At 71.1% G+C, this 23327-nt stretch carries 20 protein-coding genes and 2 rRNA genes; 18 read left to right on the plus strand and 4 right to left on the minus strand.

What is annotated here, in order from left to right:
- Together BMW85_RS27965 and rrf are read left to right on the plus strand one after the other, a co-directional pair.
- Positions 1-97 (plus strand): 23S ribosomal RNA (locus tag BMW85_RS27965); the annotation flags it as partial.
- An 87-nt stretch (positions 98-184) separates the two neighbouring features.
- A 5S ribosomal RNA gene (rrf, locus tag BMW85_RS27970) occupies positions 185-301 on the plus strand.
- Positions 302-348: 47 nt separating this feature from the next.
- On the opposite strand, the gene BMW85_RS27975 is transcribed toward rrf, so the two are convergent.
- Positions 349-1095, minus strand: a complete 747-nt coding sequence (locus BMW85_RS27975; protein ID WP_091087168.1) for an SAM-dependent methyltransferase — start codon at positions 1093-1095, stop codon at positions 349-351.
- A gap of 1685 nt (positions 1096-2780) precedes the next feature.
- Between BMW85_RS27975 and BMW85_RS27985 the strand changes: the two genes are divergently transcribed.
- Complete coding sequence (locus BMW85_RS27985; protein WP_091087173.1) at positions 2781-3953, plus strand: hypothetical protein; 1173 nt, start codon at positions 2781-2783, stop codon at positions 3951-3953.
- A 538-nt stretch (positions 3954-4491) separates the two neighbouring features.
- Here BMW85_RS27985 and BMW85_RS27990 read toward each other — a convergent pair.
- Positions 4492-5418, minus strand: a complete 927-nt coding sequence (locus BMW85_RS27990; RefSeq protein WP_091087176.1) for an MBL fold metallo-hydrolase — start codon at positions 5416-5418, stop codon at positions 4492-4494.
- A gap of 110 nt (positions 5419-5528) precedes the next feature.
- On the opposite strand from BMW85_RS27990, the gene BMW85_RS27995 reads away from it, so the two are divergent.
- Positions 5529-5960, plus strand: a complete 432-nt coding sequence (locus BMW85_RS27995) for a single-stranded DNA-binding protein (protein ID WP_091087179.1) — start codon at positions 5529-5531, stop codon at positions 5958-5960.
- 512 nt (positions 5961-6472) lie between these two features.
- On the opposite strand, the gene BMW85_RS28000 is transcribed toward BMW85_RS27995, so the two are convergent.
- Positions 6473-8068: a DUF1015 family protein gene (locus BMW85_RS28000; protein WP_342743443.1), complete on the minus strand. Its 1596-nt coding sequence runs from the start codon at positions 8066-8068 to the stop codon at positions 6473-6475.
- Positions 8069-8165: 97 nt separating this feature from the next.
- Between BMW85_RS28000 and BMW85_RS28005 the strand changes: the two genes are divergently transcribed.
- Positions 8166-8588 (plus strand): tetratricopeptide repeat protein, encoded by a 423-nt coding sequence (locus BMW85_RS28005; RefSeq protein WP_091087184.1) that lies wholly within the window; start codon positions 8166-8168, stop codon positions 8586-8588.
- A 239-nt stretch (positions 8589-8827) separates the two neighbouring features.
- Positions 8828-9802, plus strand: a complete 975-nt coding sequence (locus tag BMW85_RS28010) for an HAD-IIA family hydrolase (protein WP_091087185.1) — start codon at positions 8828-8830, stop codon at positions 9800-9802.
- A 184-nt stretch (positions 9803-9986) separates the two neighbouring features.
- On the opposite strand, the gene BMW85_RS28015 is transcribed toward BMW85_RS28010, so the two are convergent.
- The gene (locus tag BMW85_RS28015) at positions 9987-10343 is read right to left on the minus strand and encodes an SCP2 sterol-binding domain-containing protein (protein WP_091087188.1); all 357 of its coding nucleotides are present in this window, start codon (positions 10341-10343) and stop codon (positions 9987-9989) included.
- Positions 10344-10470: 127 nt separating this feature from the next.
- Here BMW85_RS28015 and BMW85_RS28020 point away from each other — a divergent pair, with 127 nt between their 5' ends.
- The 12 genes from BMW85_RS28020 to pssA all read left to right on the plus strand — a co-directional run bounded on the left by BMW85_RS28020 (position 10471) and on the right by pssA (position 23181).
- Positions 10471-10779 carry a hypothetical protein gene (locus BMW85_RS28020; RefSeq protein ID WP_091087191.1) on the plus strand — a complete coding sequence of 103 codons (309 nt, stop codon included), beginning with the start codon at positions 10471-10473 and terminating at the stop codon, positions 10777-10779.
- Positions 10776-11588, plus strand: coding sequence for a TlyA family RNA methyltransferase (locus BMW85_RS28025; RefSeq protein WP_218155959.1), 813 nt, complete (start codon positions 10776-10778; stop codon positions 11586-11588). The genes BMW85_RS28020 and BMW85_RS28025 overlap by 4 nt, the downstream gene beginning before the upstream one ends.
- Positions 11585-12487, plus strand: coding sequence for an NAD kinase (locus BMW85_RS28030; RefSeq protein ID WP_091087196.1), 903 nt, complete (start codon positions 11585-11587; stop codon positions 12485-12487). The genes BMW85_RS28025 and BMW85_RS28030 overlap by 4 nt, the downstream gene beginning before the upstream one ends.
- A 95-nt stretch (positions 12488-12582) precedes the next feature.
- Positions 12583-14301 carry a DNA repair protein RecN gene (recN, locus tag BMW85_RS28035; protein WP_091087199.1) on the plus strand — a complete coding sequence of 573 codons (1719 nt, stop codon included), beginning with the start codon at positions 12583-12585 and terminating at the stop codon, positions 14299-14301.
- Positions 14302-14374: 73 nt separating this feature from the next.
- Complete coding sequence (gene steA / locus BMW85_RS28040; protein WP_091087750.1) at positions 14375-15571, plus strand: putative cytokinetic ring protein SteA; 1197 nt, start codon at positions 14375-14377, stop codon at positions 15569-15571.
- Positions 15568-16545: a copper transporter gene (locus tag BMW85_RS28045; protein WP_091087201.1), complete on the plus strand. Its 978-nt coding sequence runs from the start codon at positions 15568-15570 to the stop codon at positions 16543-16545. The genes steA and BMW85_RS28045 overlap by 4 nt, the downstream gene beginning before the upstream one ends.
- A 1-nt stretch (position 16546) precedes the next feature.
- A complete protein-coding gene (locus tag BMW85_RS28050; RefSeq protein WP_091087203.1) occupies positions 16547-17401 on the plus strand; it encodes a hypothetical protein in 855 nt (284 codons plus the stop codon).
- Positions 17402-17513: 112 nt separating this feature from the next.
- The gene (murJ, locus tag BMW85_RS28055; protein WP_091087206.1) at positions 17514-19124 is read left to right on the plus strand and encodes a murein biosynthesis integral membrane protein MurJ; all 1611 of its coding nucleotides are present in this window, start codon (positions 17514-17516) and stop codon (positions 19122-19124) included.
- Between the two features lie 215 nt (positions 19125-19339).
- Positions 19340-20461: a glycosyltransferase family 4 protein gene (locus tag BMW85_RS28060; protein WP_091087753.1), complete on the plus strand. Its 1122-nt coding sequence runs from the start codon at positions 19340-19342 to the stop codon at positions 20459-20461.
- A gap of 177 nt (positions 20462-20638) precedes the next feature.
- A complete protein-coding gene (locus tag BMW85_RS28065) occupies positions 20639-21619 on the plus strand; it encodes a TerC family protein (RefSeq protein WP_091087754.1) in 981 nt (326 codons plus the stop codon).
- Positions 21620-21728: 109 nt separating this feature from the next.
- Positions 21729-22370 (plus strand): phosphatidylserine decarboxylase, encoded by a 642-nt coding sequence (locus BMW85_RS28070; protein ID WP_091087209.1) that lies wholly within the window; start codon positions 21729-21731, stop codon positions 22368-22370.
- Positions 22357-23181 carry a CDP-diacylglycerol--serine O-phosphatidyltransferase gene (gene pssA, locus BMW85_RS28075; RefSeq protein ID WP_091087212.1) on the plus strand — a complete coding sequence of 275 codons (825 nt, stop codon included), beginning with the start codon at positions 22357-22359 and terminating at the stop codon, positions 23179-23181. Before BMW85_RS28070 ends, pssA begins: the two co-directional genes overlap by 14 nt.
- Positions 23182-23327 lie beyond the last annotated feature (146 nt).

Consider the following 23327-nt stretch of genomic DNA (forward strand, 5'->3'; position numbering starts at 1 on the left):
GTAAGGCTCCCGGTAGACGACCGGGTTGATAGGCCGGAGGTGGAAGCGCGGTAACGTGTGGAGCTGACCGGTACTAATAGGCCGAGGACTTGACCACAAAGCATTCTTTCTGAGATTTTTTGCTCGCGTCCACTAGGCAATTCTGAGACTGCAAACACGTCTGTGTTTGTTTGTTTCGGAGGGTTACGGCGGTTATGGCGGGAAGGAAACACCCGGTTACATTCCGAACCCGGAAGTTAAGCTTCTCTGCGCCGATGGTACTGCACTCGGGAGGGTGTGGGAGAGTAGGTCACCGCCGGACAATCTTTATGGAGGGCCCCGACGCTTAGCGTCGGGGCCTTTCTGTGTTTACGGCTTCGCACGGAGGACGAAGACGCCCCAGCCCAGGTACTGGCGGCCGTACTCCAGGTGGGAGCGGCGTGCCCGGGTCAGGAAGTCGCGCATCGCGGGCGCGTCAGGATCATCCGGGTTGTCACGCAACCAGTCGCTGATCGTCCACCACTGACTGGCTACGTACCTGTCCCAGCTGTCCGGGCTGGCCAGGACCATGTCCAGCAGCTCGAAGCCGGCCTCCTCGATGCGGTCGTTCGTACCGATGAGCGAGGTGACCAGGTTGTCGTCCTCCATTCCCAGTGCTGCACGGGCCTCACGCGGAGCCGGGGTCTGCCAATAGCAGTCGCCGACGAGGATGATGCCGTTCGGGCGGAGGTGCCGGCGCATGAGGGACAGGGTGCCCTTGAGGCCGTTGCCGATCCAGGTCGCGCCGATGCAGGAAACGATGTCGAACGATTCAGGTGCCGTTTCGTACGTGCCGGCGTCGGCTTCCACGAATTCGACGCGTTCGGACACGCCCAGCTCCTCCGCGCGGGCTCTTGCTGCTCCGAGAAAGACCTGGCTGATGTCCACGCCGACGCCTTCCAGGCCGTGTTCGGCGGACCAGCGGGAAAGGAGCTCTCCTTTACCACAGGCCAGGTCCAGCTGGCGGGTGCCAGGAGTGATGCGGCAGATCTCGCCGAGCAGGGCGAGTTTGTCGTCGGTCATCGGGTTCAGAATGCGGTGCCGGTCCTCGGCGATTTCGTGGAAACGTAGTGACATGACGAGAAGTCTCGCGCGTCCCGAATTTATGACCAACCCATTTATGGGCATGAGCCGGTCTCGTGGACGTACTTCGGCTTGCTAGGCTGGAGGGACCGGGCCACCTCCACGGTGGCCTTCGTCGCGTAAGGCCCGAGGGCGGGCGGCGACCAGCCACGGTGGACCGTCGTTGTGAGTCCGCTGGGTGAGCTCAACGAAATGGACCAGAAGTGAACAGAGAAAACGGACCGGACGACGGAGAGCGCGGGCGCGGCGACTTCGAGGACAGGCGCTCCGGAGGGAGCGACAGGAGCGGGGGATACGGCTCGCGCGGGCGGGACTCCGGTAGCGACCGTCCGTTCCGTTCCGGCGACAGGGGCCGCTCGTACGGCCGGGACGACCGCGGGCCGCGCAGGGACGACGGCTCCCGCGAGGATCGAGGTCCGCGCCGTGAAGGCTCCGGATATGGCGGCAGGCGCGAAGGCGGTTATGGCGACCGCGGGCCGCGCCGTGAGGGCCGCGAAGGATTCGACCGCGGGCAGCGAGGCGACGACCGTCGGCCGTACCGCGATCGGGACGATCGGGGCGGGCGCCGCGAGGGCGGCGAGGAGCGGCGAACGTACCGGGATCGGGACGATCGTGGGCCGCGCCGCGAGGGATCGGGTTACGGCGACCGTGGTCCGCGTCGCGAGGGCGGCGGCTTCCGGGACGACCGGGGGCCCCGTCGCGAGGGGTCCGGCTACGCGCCGCGCCGTGAGGGCGGCGGCTTCCGGGACGACCGGGGGCCCCGTCGCGAGGGGTCCGGCTACGCGCCGCGCCGTGAGGGCGGCGGCTTCCGGGACCGTGATGACCGCGGGCCGCGCCGCGAGGGCGGTTACGGCGAGAGCCGAGGCGGCCGTGGAGGCTACGGCGGCGACCGGCGCGAAGGTGGTTACGGTGACAGGGGCCCCCGTCGCGAGGGCGGCGGGTTCCGGGACCGGGACGATCGTGGACCGCGCCGTGAGGGGCCGGGTTACGGTCCCAGGCGAGAGGGCGGTTACGGCGATCGCGGGCCGCGTAGTGAGGGTGGCTTCCGCGATGACCGGGGTCCTCGTCGTGAGGGCGGCGGGTTCCGGGATCGGGATGATCGTGGGCCGCGTCGTGAGGGATCGGGTTACGGCGATCGTGGGCCGCGTCGCGAGGGCGGCGGCTTCCGGGACGACCGCGGGCCGCGTAGTGAGGGTGGCTTCCGTGATGACCGGGGTCCTCGTCGTGAAGGTGGCGGGTTCCGGGATCGGGATGATCGTGGGCCGCGTCGTGAGGGATCGGGTTACGGCGATCGTGGGCCGCGCCGCGAGGGCGGCGGCTTCCGGGACGACCGGGGTCCGCGCCGTGAGGGCGGTTACCGCGATGACCGGGGTCCTCGTCGTGAGGACGGCGGGTTCCGGGACAGAGGTGACCGCGGGCCGCGTCGGGAAGGCGGCGGGTTCCGGGATCGGGATGACCGTGGGCCGCGCCGCGAGGGATCGGGTTACGGCGACCGTGGGCCGCGCCGCGAGGGCGGCGGGTTCCGCGATGACCGGGGCCCGCGTCGCGAGGGCGGCGACCGCGGCCCTCGGCCGTTCTCGCGGGACGACCGCGCCAGGCGTGACGATCACGGCGGAGCCGGCACCCGCGCCAGATACGGCAGGTCCGACCGCGACTCCGAGAACGCGCAGCGCGAGCAGATGCCCGAGATCGCGCCCGACATCACCGCGGACGAGCTCGACAAGGAAGTCCTTGAGGAGCTGCGTTCCCTGCCTAGCGACCTCGCCAACCTGGTCGGCCGGCACTTGGTCGCCGCCGAGCGGGCCCTGGAGGACGAAGACCCCGAACGGGCGCACGAGCACACCAAGGTGGCGCGCCGCTTCGCGGCCCGGATCGGGGTCGTGCGGGAGGCTGCCGGCATTGTCGCGTACCGTGCCGGACATTTCTCCGAGGCCCTGAGCGATCTGCGGGCGGCGCGGCGGCTGACGGGGTCCGACGCGTACCTGCCGGTCATGGCCGACTGCGAACGCGGCATGGGACGTCCCGAGCGGGCCATCGACCTTGTGCGTTCGCCCGAGGCCGAGCGCCTCGACCGGGCCGGGCGCATCGAGCTGACCATCGTCGAGTCCGGCGCGCGCCGTGACCTGGGCCAGCACGACGCAGCCGTGATCACGCTCCAGCGCCTGCCGGAGTTGCGCGACCCGCAGCCGAGGCCGTGGTCGGCGCGTCTGGCGTTCGCGTACGCCGACGCCCTGATCGACGCCGGGCAGACGGAGGCGGCGACCGAGTGGTTCGCGCGGGCCATGGCGTTCGACGAGGACGGCGAGACGGACGCGGCCGAGCGGTACGCCGAGCTGACCGGCTCCGTCATCGAGGACGTCGAAGAGGACACGGACTACGAGGACGACTTCGACGACGCCGGCACGGCGGACGGCGGAGAGAGCGCCCCGATCGTGGACGAGGAGCCGGAGGACGACGACGCCTCTCTCGCCGAGGCAGACGACCTGCTGGAGGAGGAGCCCGAGCCTGCCGGCGCAACGGATGGCGAGGACGTCGCCGACCGCGCTGCTGCCACCGATGTCGCGTCGGACGAGGCTGCCGGCCTCGCCGATGAGGTGACGGAGGCGGCGGAGACCAGGGAGGCCGACTCCGCCGACGAGTCCGACAAGACCGATGATTCGGCTGATTCGGATAGTTCTGACGGGGAGGATGGCGCAGACGACTCCGCTGCGCAGCAGGGCAGCCCGGCAGGCGCTGTCGTCGCTCCGACGGAGACTCCTGGCATAACGCCGGCTTTCATCGAGCCGAACTTCGGCGATGTCCTGGAGGAGGAGGACGGGCCCGCGCCCAAGCGGCCGAAGGCGGACGACTAGCATTGCTCGCCCAAGGCTGAAAGCTGGACACAAGCTCCGCCGTACCGCCGCGATGTGCGCGGTACGGCGGAGTTTGTGCATTCTGCGGCCGAACGCCCCATGCGCGCGCCGGGTCTCGCCCCGTCAGGCTCGCACGTGCGTGATGCCGGTCCGTCTGCCGGTGACATGACTGTTCGTGCCGTTGCTCCCCGTCCGACTACTCGACGCTGGGCCCGCCCGAAGGACCACCGTGCGACAGCGGGTGCCAGGTCCGCCAGTGTGACGCTGCAGCCTGACTGTCGCCGCTGGGCATGCCAGTGCTGTCGCGTTGAGCCGTACGACGCCACATGCTTCGGTCGGTCTTCCGGCACCGACGTGACTGCTGGTCGGCCATTGGCGTACTGGCGGTGGTCCCCGTACCTACGGCAGAGAGACCTCCGGGCACGTCCGATGGGCTTGATCGCGGGGCATTCCCCGTGATCAGCCGAGCTGACCGCTCTCGCGCGATGGCTGCGCGCCGCCTGTTCGCAGGTCAGTAGGTCGGCGGGTTGGCGGGAGCTTACGGCGACACGCGGTCGAGCCAGTGGAGGATGCCGGCGACGTTTGACGGAGCTCCGCTCAACAACTCGAACTGCTCGGCCGTCGCGTCGTCCGCCTTCAGCGCGGTGTAGCGCTCCTTCGTACGGTCTCGGACCATGGCGATGGCATGGTCCAGGTCCAAGCCCTCGGAATGGGCCTGCCGGGTCAGGTCCACCCAGACGCGGAGCTCCTCGGCGGACCGGTCGAGGGTGTCCTGAACTGCCTCGACCGGGCCGTAATGGCTGAAGAGCAGACGCTGAGGCCCGAGCGCCTTGAACAGGGCGATCGAATCGAGGGCGGTCTGCAGGTCGAAGTCCGGCGGCGGCGTGGCGGGACGCAGGTCGCCGGTCTCGGGGAGGTAGACGCCTGCGGCGTCGCCCACGTACAGATCGCCGGTCGCGGAGTCGACGAGGCCCACGTGATGCTTGGCGTGACCGGGGGAGTAGTGGCTGCTCAGTGTGCGCCCGTTGCCGAGATCGATGGCGCCGGTGTCGCCGAGGGCGACGATGCGTTCAGCCTCGGTGGGGGACAGCTCTCCGAAGAGGGTGTCGAGCCGGTCGCCCCACACCATCCGGGCGCTCGCCATGAGCCGCGAGGGGTCGGCCAGGTGCCGCGCGCCCTTCTCGTGAACTACGACCTGGGCGGACGGGAAGAACCTGGCGATGTCGCCGACACCGCCGGCGTGGTCGAGGTGGATGTGGGTCACGACGACGGTGGCGAGATCCTCCGGACCGACGCCGAGGGACGCGAGCGCGTCACGGACTACCGGGGCGGACGTCGAGGTACCGGTCTCTACCAGACATGGCCGGTCGCCCAGAATGAGGTATCCGGCGGTGATGCCCGCGTATCCGGCCATTCTGGTGTCGATCTCATAGACGTCGCCGCCTAGCGCGGTGATGTTGTCCACAGGTACTCCCGAGCGTGCAGCCGTTGTCCCCAGAATGGCGTTCGGCCGTTCCGGGCTCCTCCTCATCGTAAAGAGTGATCTCGGCAGAGCGCCGACAGGAGGGACGAGTAATGGACCGGAACGAGGTCTTGCTGGTGGGACGGCTCTCGGCGGAGCCCGAGGACCACACCCTGCCGAGTGGTGACACCGCCACGAAGTGGCGCATCATCGTACGGCGGCACCGGCGGCAGCGACGTGGCGCGACGCTGACGGACAGCGTCCCGTGCGTCACCTTCAGCCCGGAGACGGCGGACGTCGTCCGCGGCCTCAAACCACGAGACTATCTGCAGGTCATCGGCTCCTTCCGCTGCCGTGTCTTCGGCCCGGCAGGGGCCAAGACCTGGAAGTACGAGGTGGAGGTGACCAGCGCGAAACCCGTGGATACGGTCGTGGTCGCGGAAGATCCACCGGACGGGGGCGGGGACGGCGTCGGCGAGGAGGTCCAGGGGACGGTCACGCCATTGGTGCCGAGGCGGGTGCTGCAACTGGCCAGGGCAAGCTGATCTCCTGCCTCATCCACCGTGGCGAAGGGGATGAGAACACGCGGGCGAAGGGCTGTCGCGCAGGGCCCCGTGCGCCTCGTCTGCCGGCGACGAGGCGCACGCCGCTGGTTCCTGGGTGCGACGAGGTGCACGCCGCTGGTCCCCAGGGGTGGCGAGGTGAGCGTAGTCGGGGCCGTTGTGGGCTCGCTCAACGGTGAGCTTCGGCTTCGGTGCGTTGTGCGCCGGGTCTGGCGCCGCGTTGGCTACGGCCTCAGTTGGTGACGGGCTCAGTTGGTGACGGGCTCAGGTTGGCTGTGGGTCCCGCTTGGCTGCGGGTCCAGCTCGCTACGGGCCCAATCGGCTATGCGCCCAGTCGGCTATGCGCCCAGTCGACAGTCGGCTACGGGCGGAGGTTGGCTGCAGGCTTGGGTTGGCTGCGGCCCGGTTGGTTGCGGGACGGTTTTGTTGCGGGCAGGGACGGGGGACAGCCTGGGGCCTGAGAGTGGTGTCCTGCCTGGGCAGCTGTTTGCCGGTCAGTTGATGGCGAAGGTGCGGAGGACCAGGCCGGTTCGGGGTTTGGGGCCGAAGGAGGTGGATTTGCGGGGGACGCGTTCGCCGCCGGCGGCGACGGCCAGAACGTCCTCGGTCGCCAGCGGCTTGAGGATCACGGCAGTGCCGCCGGTGCTGGTCGCGAGTTCGGCGGCGGCCTCGATGTCGTGATGCACGATACGTACCGCCTGCTCGTCGTCACGCATCCCCCACACCTTCGGCAGGATGAACTCGCTCAGGATGGAGGTGTTGAGCGAGTTCCAGCGGTCGGAGTGGTCAGCCGGCATGGCACGAGCGAGCTGGACGGGATCGGGGTCGGTGATCAGGTATGCGCCGGTTGCGTCAGCCAGGAGGAAAGCAGGGTCCGGGCTGTTCTCGAACGCGGCCAAACCCTCTGCGAGGGTGCTGAACTCCTGGACCCGCCAGGATTGGCGGGCCTGGGCGGCCGCCTTCGCCAGGGGGAGGCCGGGGATGACGCGGTGGATCGCTTTGAGGTCGGGCGGATAGGCGGTCGAGTCGACCAGCAAGGCCAGACCGAAGTCCCAGGGGGCTACCAGAGTGGTGGAAGGAGGCTCGTGCAAGTCGTCGTCTGTTGACGAGGAGGGGGCTGGTGAGGGGGCGGCGGCGGTGCCACCAGGCATTGCGGCGCTGCTGGTGAACCCGGCGCTGCTGGGTGTCGCGTTGCCGGATGCCATGCCTCTGAGGGCGGTGTCGCTGGGCGTGAGTGAGGGTTCGGTAGGAGGGTTGGTCAGGCGTTCCTGGCGTTGGAGGACGCGGTAGGTGGCGTAACGGTGGTGGCCGTCGGCGATCAGAGCTTGGCGGTCGTGGAGGTCGGCGTTGACGGTGGCGATCTCGGACGCGTCGGTGATCGCCCATAGGCGGTGGGTGACGCCGTCCTCGGTCTCGGCCGACACCAGGGGGCGACGCCGGGTCGCCACCTCTTCCACGAGGCGGGTCGTCGGGCCGCCGGCGCCGTCGTAGAGGAGGAAGATCGGCTCCAGATTCGCCTGGGTGGTGCTCATGAGGGCCAGGCGGTCGGCGATGGGGCCGGGCATCACGTCCTCGTGCGGGAGGATGACGTGCTGACCCGGGTCCGTCAGGGCGACGTCGCCGATCAGGCCGCGTTGCAGGAAGTGCGGGCCATGCTGCTCGTACACGTACAGGGCCGGGTGGTCGTCCGGGACCAGGATGCCTGCGTGAAGCCATGCCTGCAGGGTGTCCCGGGCCTCGGCGTAACGCGTCTCCGGCGGGGGCTCGTCGCCGGCAGCGAGGGTGTCGGTGGCAGGAACGGTCTGAGCGGCCGGAGTGGTGTGAGCGGTAGGAAGGGTGGGGGTGGGAGGAAGGGGGTGGGCGGGGCCGGGGTGGGAGGTGCGGGGAAGGATGAGGCGGACGACGTTGTTGGGGTGCAGGTGGAGGAGCGTGTCGACGTCCGCGTCGGAGATCAGGTCGTAGGGCGGGGAGGTCACCTTGGCAGGATCTTCGACGGCGAAACGTACGCCTCGGAAGGGCCGTAGCACCAGTCCATCGGGCACTGGCAGTTCAGGAGTCCCCATACCGGGCATGCTGCCATAGATGGTCATGCCTTCCGGAAATCGCCCCTCGGTTTACAACCGTGCCCTGCCTCCGTGGCACAGGGCAGGGCGTGTTCGTCGTCCAGCGATGGAGGGAGTCTCGCCGATGGTTGGAGAAGGAAACGCTAATGATGAGACCTCGGGTGCTCCCCGGGGCAGTGTTTACGATTGGTACCAGCGTGGGGTAAAGCTGCTGAAGGATGGCAGTCCAGCGGCGGCGGCCGCGTTGCTGGAGCGGGCCGCGGAGGTCGAGCCGGAGTCGCGCAGCATTCGGGAGGCGTTGGCGCGGGCGCAGTTCAACTCGCGGCAGTACACCGAGGCGGCGGCGAGTTTCCGGCAGATCGTCGAGGCCAATCCTGCTGAGGACTACGCGTACTTCGGGCTTGGGCTGGCGTTGTGGCGTACCGGGGACGTCGAAGGGGCGCAGGAACCGCTGGCGATCGCTGTTGCGATGCGTCCCGATGAGCGGCATTACGTGTCGGCGTTGAAGAGTGTGCGTGCCACTTTGAGGGCTCGGCGGGAGATGTAGGCGTAGGAGGGGCGGCTCGTTCCTGCGGGCTGGTGGTGGGTGGCGGGTGGTCATCGGTGGGCGTTCTCCGGCTTGTGCCGGCGGTGACGGGCGGATCGCCGAGGCTGGCTTAGGCACATGTGTTGCACCCGTCGGTGAGGTGGGAGCGGTCTTCATGGCCGGATCGCCGGGTGCGCGAGGGTGGCGGGGCGCGACGCTAGAGTCTCACGCGGCGTTGTGAGTCGAACGGAAGAGGCGCGGTGCTGATCGACGGGTACGACACTTTGCTGCTCGACCTGGATGGCGTGGTCTACCTGGGCCCCCGGGCGGTGCCGGGCGCGCCGGCGGCGCTCGGTGAGGCGCGGGCGCGGGGGGTGCGGCTGGCGTACGTCACCAACAACGCCTCGCGGACGCCCGCCGCCATCGCGGCGCACCTGCGGGAACTGGGCGCCCCGGCCACCGCCGAGGACGTCGTGACGTCCGCGCAGGCGGCGGCGCGGCTGATCGCGGAGCGGGTGCCGCCGGGGTCGGCGGTGCTCGTGGTGGGTGGGTCGGGGCTGCGGATGGCCGTACGGGCCCGGGGGCTGCGGCCGGTCTCGACCGCCTTCGAGGCGCCGGTCGCCGTGGTGCAGGGGATCGCGCCGGGGCTGTCGTACGGGCTGCTGGCGGAAGGCGCGCTGGCGGTGCGGCAAGGGGCGTGGTTCGTGGCGTCCAACGGGGACAGCACCATGCCCACCGGGCGTGGCGAACTGCCAGGCAACGGGGCCATGGTCCGGGCCATCGCGACCGCGACCGGGGTCGAGCCGGTGTACGCGGGAAAGCCGGACCCGCCGTTGCACAGGGAGTCGATGATTCGCACGGGGGCCCGAAGGCCGCTGGTGGTGGGGGACCGGCTGGACACCGACATCGAAGGGGCGTCCAACGCCGGGGTGGAGTCCCTGCTGGTGCTGACCGGGGTGGCCACGGCGGCCGATGTGCTGACGGCTGAGCCACGGCATCGGCCGACGTTCGTGGCCGAGGACCTGGGGGCCCTGCGCGCGGACTATCCCGAGGTGCGGGATGGCGCGTGCGGTGGATGGCAGGCGCGATGGCGTGACGGCGTGCTGCAGTTGGAGGGCGACGGCAGCCGGATCGACGGGCTGCGGGCGGCGTGTGACGCGGCCTGGGCGGCGGCCGGGGAAGGGCGGGTGGAGGAGGACGCCGTCAAACCGGTCCTTGAACGGATCGCCGGTTGAGCTGCCCGTGATGACCGAGCGCCTTGGCGACGGTCGGGCCCTTCCGGTGGTCGGGTGCTCGCTCGGGGGCTGAATCGGGGGTCGCAGACTGTCGTCGGCTGACTGGGTGATCGCCGGGTTGGTGGGACGTGGTCTTCGGTGGGTGGATTCGTTGTTCGCTCGTCGCCGAAAGGTGGGGAGGCGGTCAGAGCAGGCGGCGTAGGCGGAGGAGGTCGCCGAAGCTGGCGTCGACCTTCACCCGGCCCCCGAGCAGCGCTCGCGCCAGGTCCAGCTCGCCGTCCACCAGCGCGATCAGGTCGTTGCTCACGATCGTGAGCTTGACGTCGGTAGGCTTGCCGCCCGGCGGCGGCTGCTCCGCGAACGGATCCAGCCCCCCGTGGTGCAGCCGCCCATAGAAGGTCACGTCGAGATCGGAGATCCGGCAGCTGACCGTGCGTTCGACCACGTGCTTGGCACGGTCCTGCTCGTCGATCTCGTCGAACTGCGCGACGAGCTTGGCCAGTGCCGTACGGCACTCCTCGACGCTTGCCATGGTGAGCATCCTCTCCTTCTTGGTCGGGCCTATGCGGACCGTAGCGTTCCACATGACTAGCACCCCCGTACGACGTACAACGTGTGACACGCCTGCCAAGGTCCCGGGCGCTCGCGGGAGGCGTTACGGTCGAGACATGAGTGAGCTGCCGCACGAGACCGGCGACGACCGGGTCGACGCCATCGTGGCCGGCCTGGGTCGCCTGGGCGAGCTGCCCGTGGGCGAGCACCCGCGGATCTTCGACGAGGCGTTCTCGGCGCTGGAGGCCACCCTGGGGGCCGTGGACGACGACCCGGCGCGGGCCGTGCACGAGATGGCGCGCGCGGCCCACCAGGCGGAGAACCGGGCGACGGCTCACCCCGCCGACCATCGGCAGCCGGCCCCCCAGCCTGGTGACCCGCGATCCTCTCAGGGCATGGGGTTCCCGTCGCGGGGAGACCGGTGAGCCGGCGCATCCGCCTCGACAGCGAGCTGGTGCGCCGCGGCCTAGCGAGGTCGCGCGAGCAGGCGGCCCAGCTCATCGACGCCGGCCGGGTCACCGTCGGCGGCCAGACCGCGCGCAAGCCCGCCACCCAGGTCGAGACCGCCTCCGCCATCGTCGTCGCCCCCTCCCCCGACGGCCCCGACTACGTCTCGCGCGGCGCGCACAAGCTGCTTGGCGCGCTGGAGGCGTTCCCGGCGCTCGCCGTCGAAGGGCGCAGGTGCCTCGACGCGGGCGCGTCCACCGGCGGGTTCACCGACGTGCTGCTGCGCCGCGGCGTGGCCCACGTGCTGGCCGTCGACGTCGGCTACGGCCAGCTCGCCTGGTCGTTGCGCACCGACGAGCGGGTGACGGTGATGGAGCGGGTCAACGTCCGCGACCTGACCCCGGAGATGGTGGGGGAGCCGCCGACGCTGGTCGTGGGCGACCTGTCGTTCATCTCGCTGCGGCTGGTGCTGCCCGCGCTGGCCGCCGTCGCCGCACCGCGCGCCGACTTCGTGATGCTGGTCAAGCCGCAGTTCGAGGTGGGCAAGGAGCTCGTGGGGGCGGGCGGCGTGGTCCGCGATCCCACGCTGCGCGCGCAGGCCGTGCGCGACGCCGCGGCCAAGGCCCTGGAGCTGGGGCTGAGCGTACGCGGTGTGACCGCGAGCCCGCTGCCGGGGCCGTCGGGCAATGTGGAATACCTGCTCTGGCTGGGCAAGGGAGAGGGCGGGTCTCCGGTCGCCGACCTGGAGGCCGAGATCGAGCGTGCCGTGGCGGAAGGGCCGCAATGAAACGGACCGTGCTGGTCGCCGTACACACCGGGCGGGACGCCGCCGTCGAGAGCGCCCGCCTGGTGATCAGCCGGCTGGTGGACGCGGGCATCGCCGTGCGGGTGCTCGAATCCGAGTACGCCGAGATCGGCTCCACCGGAGTCGAGGCCGTCCCCGGCGACGACCCGGGCGCGGTCAAGGACGCCGAGGTCATGATCGTGCTCGGCGGCGACGGGTCGCTGCTGCGCGCCGCGGAGCTGGCCAGGCCGGCCGGCACGCCGCTGCTGGGGGTCAACCTGGGGCATGTCGGGTTCCTGGCCGAGGCCGAGGTCGACGACCTGGCGGGGGCGGTCGACGCCGTCGTGGCCGGCCGGTACGACGTCGAGGAGCGCATGACGATCGACGTTCTCGCCCGGCAGAACGGCAAGATCCTGGCCGACACGTGGGCGCTCAACGAAGCCACGGTCGAGAAGCAGGAGCGCATGCTGGAGGTCGTCGCCGAGATCGACGGCCGGCCGCTGTCACGGTGGGGCTGCGACGGCGTGATCTGCGCCACGCCGACCGGCTCGACCGCCTATGCTTTCTCCGCGGGCGGGCCGGTCGTGTGGCCTGAGGTCGAGGCGCTGCTCATGGTGCCCATCAGCGCCCACGCCCTGTTCGCCAGGCCAATGGTGGTCTCGCCACGCTCCACGCTGGCCGTGGAGATCCTGCCGGAGACTCCCGGCGGGGTGCTGTGGTGCGACGGTCGGCGCCGTTTCGAGCTGCCGTCCGGCACGAGGGTGGAGGTGCGCAGGGGCGCCGAGCCGGTCCGGCTGGCGCGGCTGCACGGTGTCGAGGACACCGGCGCGCCGTTCACCGACAGGCTGGTCGCCAAGTTCGAGCTACCCGTCCAGGGCTGGCGCGGAAGGGTGCGACCCTGAGTGAATGGAAGCAGGACCGCGTAGGATCGCGTGGGCACACGTGTTCGGGGAACGGGCCGTGTGATCGGCAGGCACAGCAGTGACGGGAGTGGGCAGTGCGACCAAGGGTCGAGGAGGTCCGCATCCAGGGGCTCGGCGTCATCGACGAGGCCGTCCTAGAGCTCAGCCCGGGCTTCAACGTGGTGACCGGTGAGACGGGCGCGGGCAAGACGATGGTCGTGACCGGGCTCGGGCTGCTGTTCGGCGGCCGGGCCGACCCTTCCAGGATCCGGCCGGGGGCCGAGCGGGCCAGGGTCGAGGGCACGATCGTCGTCGAGCCCGGCGGCCGGGTGGCCCAGCAGGTCGAGGACACCGGCGGCGACGTCGAGGGCGGCGAGCTCATCATCTCGCGCACCGTCTCGGCGGAGGGCCGCTCCCGGGCCTGGCTCGGCGGGCGCACGGTGCCCGTCGGCACTCTGACGTACCTCGCCGACGACCTCGTGGCCGTGCACGGGCAGATGGACCAGCAGCGGCTGCTCCAGCCCGCCAGGCAGCGCGCCGCGCTCGACCGCTATGCCGGTGACGAGCTGGTCAAGCCGTTGCGGGCGTACACGCAGGCGTACAAACGGCACAAGCAGGTCACCGCGCTGCTGGAGGAGCTGACCACCCGCGCCAGGGAGCGGACCCAGGAGGCCGACCTGCTCCGCTTCGGCCTGCAGGAGATCGAGAAGGTCGACCCCAAGCCGGGCGAGGACGCCGACCTGCGCGAGGAGGAGGAGCGGCTCTCGCACGCCGACGCCCTGCGCAGCGCTGCCACCACGGCCCACACCGCGCTGCTCGGCGACCCCATGGAGGCCGCGGGCGGCGCGCACGACGTGATCTCCCTGCTCGGCGAGGCCCGCGCGGCCGTCGAGGCGGTGCGCGACTTCGACGCCCAGCTTGCCGGGGTCGCCGACCGGCTCGCCGAGGCCGGCTACCTCATCTCCGACGTCGCCACCGACCTCGCCTCCTATGCCGAGTCGATCGAGGCCGACCCGTCCCGGCTGGCGGTCGTACAGGAGCGCCGCTCGGTGCTGTCCGGGCTCATCCGCAAGTACGGCGAACAGAGCGCCGACAGCGCGGGCGTCCTCGCCTGGGCGCAGCGCGCCGCCGCCCGCCTCACCGAGCTGGAGGGCGACGATGAGCGCATCGACGAGCTGACCCGCGAGCACGACGAGCTGACCGACAAGCTCACCGACCTCGCCGCCGAGCTCACCCAGGTGCGCGAGGCCGCCGCCGAGCGGTTCGGCCTGGCCGTCACCGAGGAGCTGACCGCGCTCGCCATGCCGCACGCCCGGGTCGTGGTGCAGCTCACGCGGAGCGCAGAGTTCGGGCCGGAGGGCGTCGACGAGGTCGAGCTGCGGATGGCCGCCCACCCCGCCGCGCCGCCGCTGCCGCTCACCAAGGGCGCCTCCGGCGGCGAGCTGAGCCGCGTCATGCTCGCCATCGAGGTCGTCTTCGCGGGCGCCGACCCGGTGCCGACGTTCGTCTTCGACGAGGTGGACGCCGGGGTTGGTGGCAAGGCGGCGGTCGAGATCGGCCGCCGGCTGGCCCGGCTGGCCCGCACCGCGCAGGTGATTGTCGTCACACATCTGCCGCAGGTGGCGGCCTTCGCCGACCAGCATCTGGTGGTCGAGAAGGCCAGTGACGGCAGCGTGGTGCGCAGTGGCGTCACCACCCTCGACCACGAGGGCCGCGTACGCGAACTGTCGCGCATGCTGGCCGGTCTGGAGGATTCCGAGCTCGGCCGGGCGCACGCCGAGGAGCTGCTGGGGCTCGCCGCCGCGGACAGGTGATCGTGGGTGACATAGTGGACACGCCACGTGATGCGTGGCCTCTCCGCTGTTCGGCTCTGGCAGGATGGTCATGATGAAGGTTCCGGGAAGCAGATTGCCGGGCCTCCGCGGCAGGAAGGTCGGTGACCTTCCCGGCATCACGGCAGTGGCGAGGATCGACCGGCGCACCAAGAGGCTCACCAAGCGCCTCGGGCCCGGTGAAATTGCGATTATCGACCATGTCGACGTGGACCGGGTCAGCGCGGAGGCGCTGGTCGCATGCGGTGCCGCCGCCGTGGTCAACGTCGCGGCCGGCATCAGCGGCCGCTACCCCAACCTGGGGCCGCAGATCCTGCTCGAAGCCGGCGTGCCGTTCGTCGACAACGCCAGCGCGGAGTTGTTCGAGCGCGTCAAGGACGGCGACGTCGTCCGGCTCTGCGACGGCGTCGTCCACCTGGACGACGACGTCGTCGGCAAGGGCGAGGAGCAGACCCTCGAAGCGGTCGAGGCCGCCATGGCCGAGGCCAGGGCAGGGCTGTCGGTGCAGATCGAGGCGTTCGCGGTCAACACCATGGAGTACGTCCGCGGCGAGGGCAAGCTCCTCATCGACGGCGTCGGCGTGCCCGAGATCCGCACGGACATGGAGGGCAGGCACGTCCTCATCGTCGTGCGCGGCTACCACTACAAGGAGGACATCGCCACCCTCCGCCCCTACATCCGCGAATACCGGCCCGTCCTGGTCGGCGTGGACGGCGGCGCCGACGCGCTCCTGGAGGCCGGCTACCTGCCCGACGTGATCGTGGGCGACTTCGACTCGGTCTCCACCAAGGCGCTGACCTGCGGCGCCGAGCTCGTCGTGCACGCCTACCGCGACGGCCGTGCTCCCGGCCTGGAGCGCGTGCACCAGCTCGGCCGCGAAGCGGTGATCTTCCCCGCCACCGGCACCAGCGAGGACATCGCGATGCTCCTCGCCGACGACAAGGGCGCCGAGCTGATCGTCGCCGTCGGCACGCACGGCACGCTGGAGGAGTTCCTCGACAAGGGGCGCTCCGGCATGGCCAGCACCTTCCTCACCCGGCTGATCATCGGCAGCAAGCTCATCGACGCCAAGGGCGTCAGCAGGCTCTACCGCAGCCGCATCTCCACCTCGCAGCTGCTGCTCCTCGTGCTCACCGCGCTGTTCACGATGGGCGTCGCGCTGGCCTTCTCGCCGCTCGGCAAGACCTGGCTGAACGGCCTGCAAGACGTCTGGAACGCGTTCATCTTCTGGCTGGTCGGACTCTTCTCGTGATCGATTTCCGCTATCACCTCGTCTCCATCGTCGCGATCTTCCTTGCGCTGGCGGTGGGCATCATCCTGGGCACCACCCTGCTCCAGGACCCCGCGCTCGACCTGGCCAAGCGCACCAGCGACGAGCTGACCAGCGCCAACAACGGCCTGCGCGCCGACCTCGACGCGCTGCGCGGGCGGCAGGCAGGCAACGACGCGTTCATCACCGCCCGCACCCCGCAGATGGTGGCCTCCGAGCTCGCCGGGCAGCGCGTGCTGCTCGTCGAGACGCCCGGCTCCAGCACGAACGTGCGCGAGGCCGCCCAGCAGGTGCTCGACGAGGCGGGCGCCAAGGTCAGCGGGCGGGTCACGCTGACCGAGAAGTTCCTCGACCCCGAGAGCAAGGGCGTCCTCGACGGGCTGGTCGACCAGCTCAAGCCCGCCAACATGGTCTTCCCCGCGACTGCCACCAGCTACGACCGGGCCGCCTCGCTGCTGGCCGGCGCCCTCGTCACCAACGATCCCGCCCAGGCCGGCACCGCCAACACCGCCACCGCCGGTGTGCTCGACGCGTTCGAGACCGGCGGCCTGCTCAACGTCGAGGACAACCCGGCCGAACGGGCCACGCTCGCCGTCATGTTCGCGCCGGAGAAGCCGTTCGAGGGCGAGACCGCCGAGACCCTGGCCGGGGCGCTGGTCTCCGTCGCCGACGGGTTCGACGCGGCGGGCGGCGGCACCGTGCTCGCCGGGACCGCCGCGAACATCGCGCTGCCCGGCGACCTCATCGGCGCCGTCCGTGACGACGGCGAGGTCTCCAAGCGCGTGTCCACCGTCGACACCGCCGACATGCCCATGGGCCGGGTCGTGATGGTCTACGCTCTGCGGGAGCAACTGGCCGGGCACGCCGGCCAGTACGGCATCGGCAAGGGCGCCACCGGGGCCCTGCCTGCGGCCGTCACCCCCAGCCCGACCCCATCCGCCCAGTCAGGGAGCTGACATGGCCCGAGGACTGCTCCACGCCTTCGCCGGCGCCGCCATCGGCGCCGTCGCGGCCCGCGCCGCCTACGCCGTCTTCACCCGCAACCGGCAGCCCGACGACCTGACCGGCCGCTGGACGCGCAAGAACCACCGCGGCGAGCCCATCACCCTCCTGGGGGGCCCCGCGTTCGTGGCGGGTGCGGGCGCGGCCGCCGCGCTCACGCCCGGCCTGCCCGGCCGGCTGCGCCTGGCCGCCCTCGTCGCGGGCGGTGGCAGCGGCGCGCTCGGCGCCTACGACGACCTGTACGGCACCACGTCCTCCAAGGGCTTCAAAGGCCACCTGACCGCGCTTGCCCGCGGCGAGGTCACCAGCGGCGCGGTGAAGATCCTCGGCATCGGCGCCACGGGGCTCGGCGCCGCTGCGCTCGCCGGCGGCGGCCCGCTCGACGTCCTGGTCAACGGGGCCGCCATCGCCGGCGCCGCCAACCTCGCCAACCTCTTCGACCTTCGCCCCGGCCGCGCCATCAAGGTCGCCCTGCTGGCCGGCGGGCCGCTGCTGGCCGCCTCGCTGCTGCGCGGCTCACCCGCCGCCGCGGCGCTGGCCGCCGTGCCGCTCGGCGCCGCCGCCGCGCTGCTGCCCGACGACCTCGGCGAGCGCGCCATGCTCGGCGACGCCGGCGCCAACGCCCTGGGCGCGCTGCTCGGCCTCGCCGCCGTCACCCGGCTCGGCCGGCCCGGCCGCTACGCCCTGCTCGGCACCGTGGCGGCGCTCACTGCCGCTTCGGAGAAGGTCAGCTTCACCAAGGTCATCGCCGGGAACCCGGTGCTCAATCGCATCGACATGCTCGGCCGCCGGCCCGTCGCGCCCGCCTGACCCGGCCGGTCCCGCGTTGTCCACAGGTGGCGCCCCTTGACGCGCGAGTGTCGGCGCGGCCTGCCAGGATGATGTCCGCGCGGAAAGTCCGCGCGGGGGCGAGGGAGGCCGGATGGGAGTCGTGACGGCGCGGGGAGTGGCCGGCGGGGCCGTGCTCATCGGGGCCATCACGGTGCTCGCGCGCGTCGCGGGCTTCGCCAAGCAGTACGCCTTCGCGCAGACCGTCGGCACCAACTGCCTGGCCTCGGCCTACATGACGGCCAACCAGATCCCCAACATCGTCTTCGAGGTGGTCGTCGGCGGGGCGCTGGCCGGGATGGTCGTGCCGGTGCTGGCCCGGCACGCCGGCGGGGGCGAGGACGACCGTGAGCGGGCCGGCTGGATCGGCTCTGCGCTGCTGACCTGGGTGGTCGTGGTGCTGGTGCCGCTGGCGGTGCTCACCGCGGTGTTCGCCGGGCCGGTCATCGGCCTGTTCTTCGGGTCGCAGCTCGAAGGGTGCCTCGACGTCGAGGCGGTCACGTCCGTGGCAACGCGCATGCTCGTGGTGTTCGCGCCGCAGATCCCGCTGTACGGCGTCGCCGTCGTGCTCTACGGCGTGCTGCAGGCGCACCACCGCTTCGCCGGGCCCGCGGTGGCGCCGCTCGTGTCGAGCATCGTGGTGATCGTGGCATACCTGATGTTCGTGCCGCTCAGCGGCGGCGACAGCGATCCGGCCTCCGTGCCCGGGCCGGCTGAGCTGGCGCTGTCCGTGGGCACCAGCCTGGGGGTGCTGTCGCTGGTGCTCACCGTGCTCGGGCCGACGGCGCGGCTGGGGCTGCGGTGGCGGCCGGTGCTGCGCTTCCCCGAGGGAGTGGCCGGGCAGGTGCGCCGGCTCGCGCTCGCGGGCGTCGCGGCGCTGCTGGCGCAGCAGGCGGCCATGATCGTGGTGGTGCTGCTGGCCAACAAGGTGGTCGGCACCGGGGCGATCGCGGTCTACAACTACGCGTGGGCGATCTATCTGGTGCCGTACGCGGTGCTGGCCGTGCCCATCGCCACCAGCGCGTTCCCCCGGCTGTCCGCGCAGGCCGGGGACCCCGAGGCGTTCGCGAGGCTGGCGTCAAGCACCACGCGGGCCGTGGTGCTGGTGTCGGGGCTGGCGGCAGGCGTGCTGGCGGCGGCCTCCGGGCCGGGAGCGGTCGTGTTCCTCGGCATGAAGAGCGAGGTGCCGGCCGTGGATCTGGCGCGGGCGGTCGCGCTGTTCGCGCCGGGACTGGTGGGCTACGGGCTCATCGCGCAGCTCAGCCGGGTGCTGTACGCGGCCGGGCGCGGGCGGGAGGCGGCGGCCGGCACCGTGGCGGGATGGGCGGTGACGATGGTCGCGCAGACCGGTCTCGCGCTGGCGCTGCCCGAAGGGTGGCAGATCGGCGGGATGGCGCTCGGGATGAGCGTCGGCATGACCGCGGGAGGGGCGCTCCTGCTGGCCGCCGTCGTACGGGCGCGGGGCGGCGGCGCCGCGGCCGGACTTGGACGGGCCCTGGGGGCGGCGGCCGGCGGCGGGGTGCTGGGCTACCTCGCCGGCGACGCCGTGGCCGGCTGGCTCGGTGCCGAGGGGATCTGGGCGAACGTGGGCGCCGCGGTGCTCGCCGCCGTGGTGGCGGTGGGCGTGGGCGGCGCGGTCGTGGCCGTGACGGACCGGCCCGACGCCGCCGCGGTGACCGCGCTGCTCCGCCGCCGCCGGGGCTGATGGGCGGGCAGGCCGTTGATGGGCTGTCAGCACCAAGCGTCGTCGAACTGGAGCGGCCGTCGGCACTGTGAGGTCGGTGCAGAGCACCGGTGGTGTGGGGGCGGCGAGAGGTGAGGGGCCGGGGCCGGCTGGTGGTAGGTGAGGGACGGGCGGTGGGGTGAGGGGCCGGAGTTCGGCTGGTTGTTGGTGAGGGTTGGACTGAGGGAGGGGTGGGCGTGCGGGTGGCGTTCGTGCTGGGCACCACGTCCGGCGGTACGGGTCGGCACGTGCGGATGCTGGCCGAAGGGCTGACGCGGCGGGGGCATCAGGTGCTCGTGGCGGGGCCGCGCAGCGTGGAGGAGCAGTTCGCGTACGGCGAGACAGGGGCGCGCTTCGTGGAGGTGGCCGTGGCGGACCGGCCCCGTCCGGTGGCCGACGTGCGCGCGGTGCTCGCGCTGCGGCGGGTGACGCGGGACGCCGACGTCGTGCACGCCCACGGGCTGCGCGCCGGGGCGCTGGCGGCGCTCGGCGGATGGGGGCGGCGCCGGCCGCTGGTGGTGACGCTGCACAACGCGCTGACCGCGGGCGGGCTCGTCGGGTTCGTCTACGGCGTGCTGGAGCGGATCGTGGCCAGGCGGGCCGACCGGGTGCTGGTGGTCTCGCCCGACCTCGGCGACCGCATGACGGCGCTCGGGGCGCGGGACGTACGGGCCGCCGTGGTGCCCGCGCCGCCGCTGCGCCCGGCGAAGCGCACCCCGCGCGAGGTCGCGGACGAGCTGGGCGCGGGGGAGCGGCCCATCCTGCTGACGGTCGCGCGGCTGGCCCAGCAGAAGGGCCTGGAGACCCTGCTCGATGTCGCCGCCGGGCCGTGGGAGGAGGCCCCGGCCGACGGCGAGGGCAGGACGGGGCGGGGGAGGCCGCTGTTCGTGGTCGCCGGGGAAGGGCCGTTGCGCGGGGAGCTGGAGCGGCGGATCGCGACCGAGGGGCTGCCTGTGACGCTGCTCGGCAACCGCGACGACGTGCCCGACCTGCTCGGCGCGGCGACCGCGGTGGTGACCGCCACCCGCTGGGAGGGCCAGCCCCTCAGCATCAGGGAGGCGCTCATGGCCGGGAAGCCGGTGATAGCCACCGCCGTAGGGGGAATTCCGGAGATCGTGGGAGATGCCGGAATTCTCGTCCCTTACGGGGACGTCCGCGCGCTGCGCGAGGCCGTACGGACGTTTCTGGAGGAGCCCGGGACCGCGGAACGGTTGTCGGCGGCGGCCGTGCGGCGAGGACAGGAGATGCCGGACGGCGACGAAGCGACGGAGAATGTCCTGGTCGTGTACGAGACAGTGCGGATGCCACGGGATGATTAGGTCAGGTCAAGACGTTCTCGTATACTGCCTGGGTTAGGGAGGGGAGTATCCCTTCGCGACAGCCTCGTCATCACGGTGCAGCCCCGCTCCACGGGGCCCCCGGGGCTGCCGGTCCGCGGTTCGCGGGCGGGAGAGACCTCCGGCACTGAGTCCTGCATGCCGGAGGTTTGGAACATCATGGTACCCCTGTGGGCTTGGCTGGCCGTGATCGGCGGACTCCTGCTCGTGATCGCCATCGACCTGTGGATCGTGGACCGGGGCGAAGCCCGCGAGTTCTCCATGAGGCAGGCCGGCTACTGGGTGACGTTCTACGTCATTCTGGCCATCGCGTTCGGGGTGGGGCTGTGGGCCACTCTCGGCGGCGACAAGGCCGGGGAGTTCTTCGCCGGCTACATCACCGAATACAGCCTCAGTGTCGACAACCTGTTCATCTTCTTCATCATCATGAGCAGGTTCGCCGTCCCGCGGGCCTACCAGCACAAGGTGCTGCTCGTCGGCATCCTGCTGGCGCTGGTCATGCGCGGCATCTTCATCGCGCTCGGGGCGGCGGCGCTGGAGCGCTTCAGCTGGCTGTTCTACGTCTTCGGCGCCTTCCTCGTCTACACCGCGGTCAACATCGTCCGCCAGCACCTCAAGGGCGAGGAGGAGGAGTTCAACGAGAACCTCCTGCTCCGCTGGGTGCGCAAGGCATTCCCGACCACCGAGGGCTACGCCGGATCGAAGATCACCGTCAAGATCGACGGCCAGCGCATGGTCACCCCGATGCTCATCGTGATGATCGCCATCGGCACCACCGACCTGCTGTTCGCGCTCGACTCGATTCCGGCCATCTTCGGGCTCACGCAGGACCCCTACATCGTCTTCACGGCCAACGCGTTCGCCCTGATGGGGCTGCGTCAGCTGTACTTCCTCCTGGGCGGACTGCTGCAGCGGCTGGTGTACATCAGCTACGGTTTGGCGTTCATTCTCGGGTTCATCGGGGTTAAGCTGGTATTGGAAGCGTTGCACTCCAGCAATGTCTCCTGGGCGCCCGAAATTCCCATCTGGGTCTCGCTCACGGTCATCGGCACCACCATGGTGATCACCACCGGGGCCAGCCTGATCAAGGCGCGCATCGACGCGCGGAGGGGCGAGCAGCCGCATCCTGAGCAGGTCTAGCGTGATGGGCTTCGAGGCGCTTTGCTTTGTGTAGCCGTGCCGTGTAATAGTTGCGAGTTCTGTAACATCATGGCAAAGCGCCCAGTCCAGTCACCACCAAAGGTTGTACGTGTCAGACGATTCTGCTAAGTCGAGCCGCATCCGGCTCGCACGCGGGGTCTCCCCGTGGCTTCTCCCGACGGCGGCCACGGCGGCCGCCACCGCGCTGCTGACGCGCAAGGACCGGCGATGGGCGCTCGCGGCGGTGCCGTTGAGCGCGCTCACCGGGGGAATGCTCTGGTTCTTCCGCGACCCGGACCGGACCCTCGGACAGGGGCGCGTCCTGTCGCCCGCCGACGGCGTGGTGCAGAGCATCGACCCCTGGCCCGACGGCCGCACCCGGGTCGCGATCTTCATGAGTCCACTGAACGTGCACGTCAACCGCGCCCCTCTTGCGGGAAATGTCGCCTCCGTGCAGCATGTGGCAGGTGGGTTCCTGCCGGCGTTCAACAAGGACAGCGACCAGAACGAGCGTGTGGTGTGGCATTTCGAGACCGCGCTGGGTGACATCGAGATGGTGCAGATCGCGGGTGCGGTCGCGCGCAGGATCGTGCCCTATCTGACCGCGGGCGCGAAGGTCGCGCAGGGCGACCGGATCGGGCTCATCCGGTTCGGCTCGCGGGTCGACATCTACCTACCCGAAGGGATCTCGCCCGCGGTGTCCGTGGGCGAGAAGACGGTTGCGGGGGTGACCAGAATTGACCGCGGCTGACGCCGGCAGTTGGCAGGCGAGCGAGGAAGAACCGCGGGGCCCGGTCGGCAAGGCCTTCCGCCTCTCCGCGGCGGACTCGCTCTCGCTCGGCAACGCGGTCTGCGGCTTCCTCGCCGTTTGCGTGCTCGCCTACTCCGCCATCCAGCAGCTCCAGGTCGCGGGCGGGCGCTTCACGCCCGATCCGAGCTACTTCGCCACCGCGATCGTGCTGCTGCTCATCGGCGCCACGTGCGACCTGTTCGACGGCCTCGTGGCGCGGCGCTTCCGTGCCTCGGCGATGGGCGCCGAGCTCGACAACCTCGCCGACGTCATCAGCTTCGGGTTCGCGCCCGCGTTCATGGTGGTGATCTGGGGCGGGTTCACCGAGCAGGTGCCGTTCGCGGCGGTGCTCGTGGCGGCGGCGTCCGTGCTGGTCGCCGGTGTCGTACGGCTGGCCAGGTTCGCCTGCGTCAAGACCAAGAGCGGCGACTTCATGGGGCTGCCCATCCCGATGGGCGCCATGACGGTGATCTCGATCGTGCTGCTGTTCCAGCCGAGCATCTGGACGCTGATCGGCGTGCTCGGCGTGGCCTGGCTGATGGTCAGCCGGATCGAGTACCCCAAGCCGAAGGGGCAGCTCGCGGCGGTCGTCCTCGGCTGGATCATGGTCAACGTGGCCTTCCTCACCTTCTGGGTGGCCTGGCCCGAGGGCGGTGACCTGCCGATCAAGATCGGTGCGACCATGCAGATCGCGCTCGTGGCGGCGATCCCGCTGCGGATGATGTTCTACAAGCGGGAGCAGCGCCGGGTGGCCGAGCGAATCCACAATTGACGGGATTTTTCGGCATAATTCGGCTTTTTTGATGGATCCAGGTCGGCGACGCCGCGCGAGCACCCGCCCGCGTACGTGGCATCTCGGCGAGCCGGCCATGGAGCAGGAGCAGCGCGCGGGCTGACGGCGACGCTCCGCGCGCACCC

The organism is Nonomuraea wenchangensis (assembly GCF_900111685.1).
In the GTDB taxonomy this organism is placed as follows: Bacteria; Actinomycetota; Actinomycetes; order Streptosporangiales; family Streptosporangiaceae; genus Nonomuraea; species Nonomuraea wenchangensis.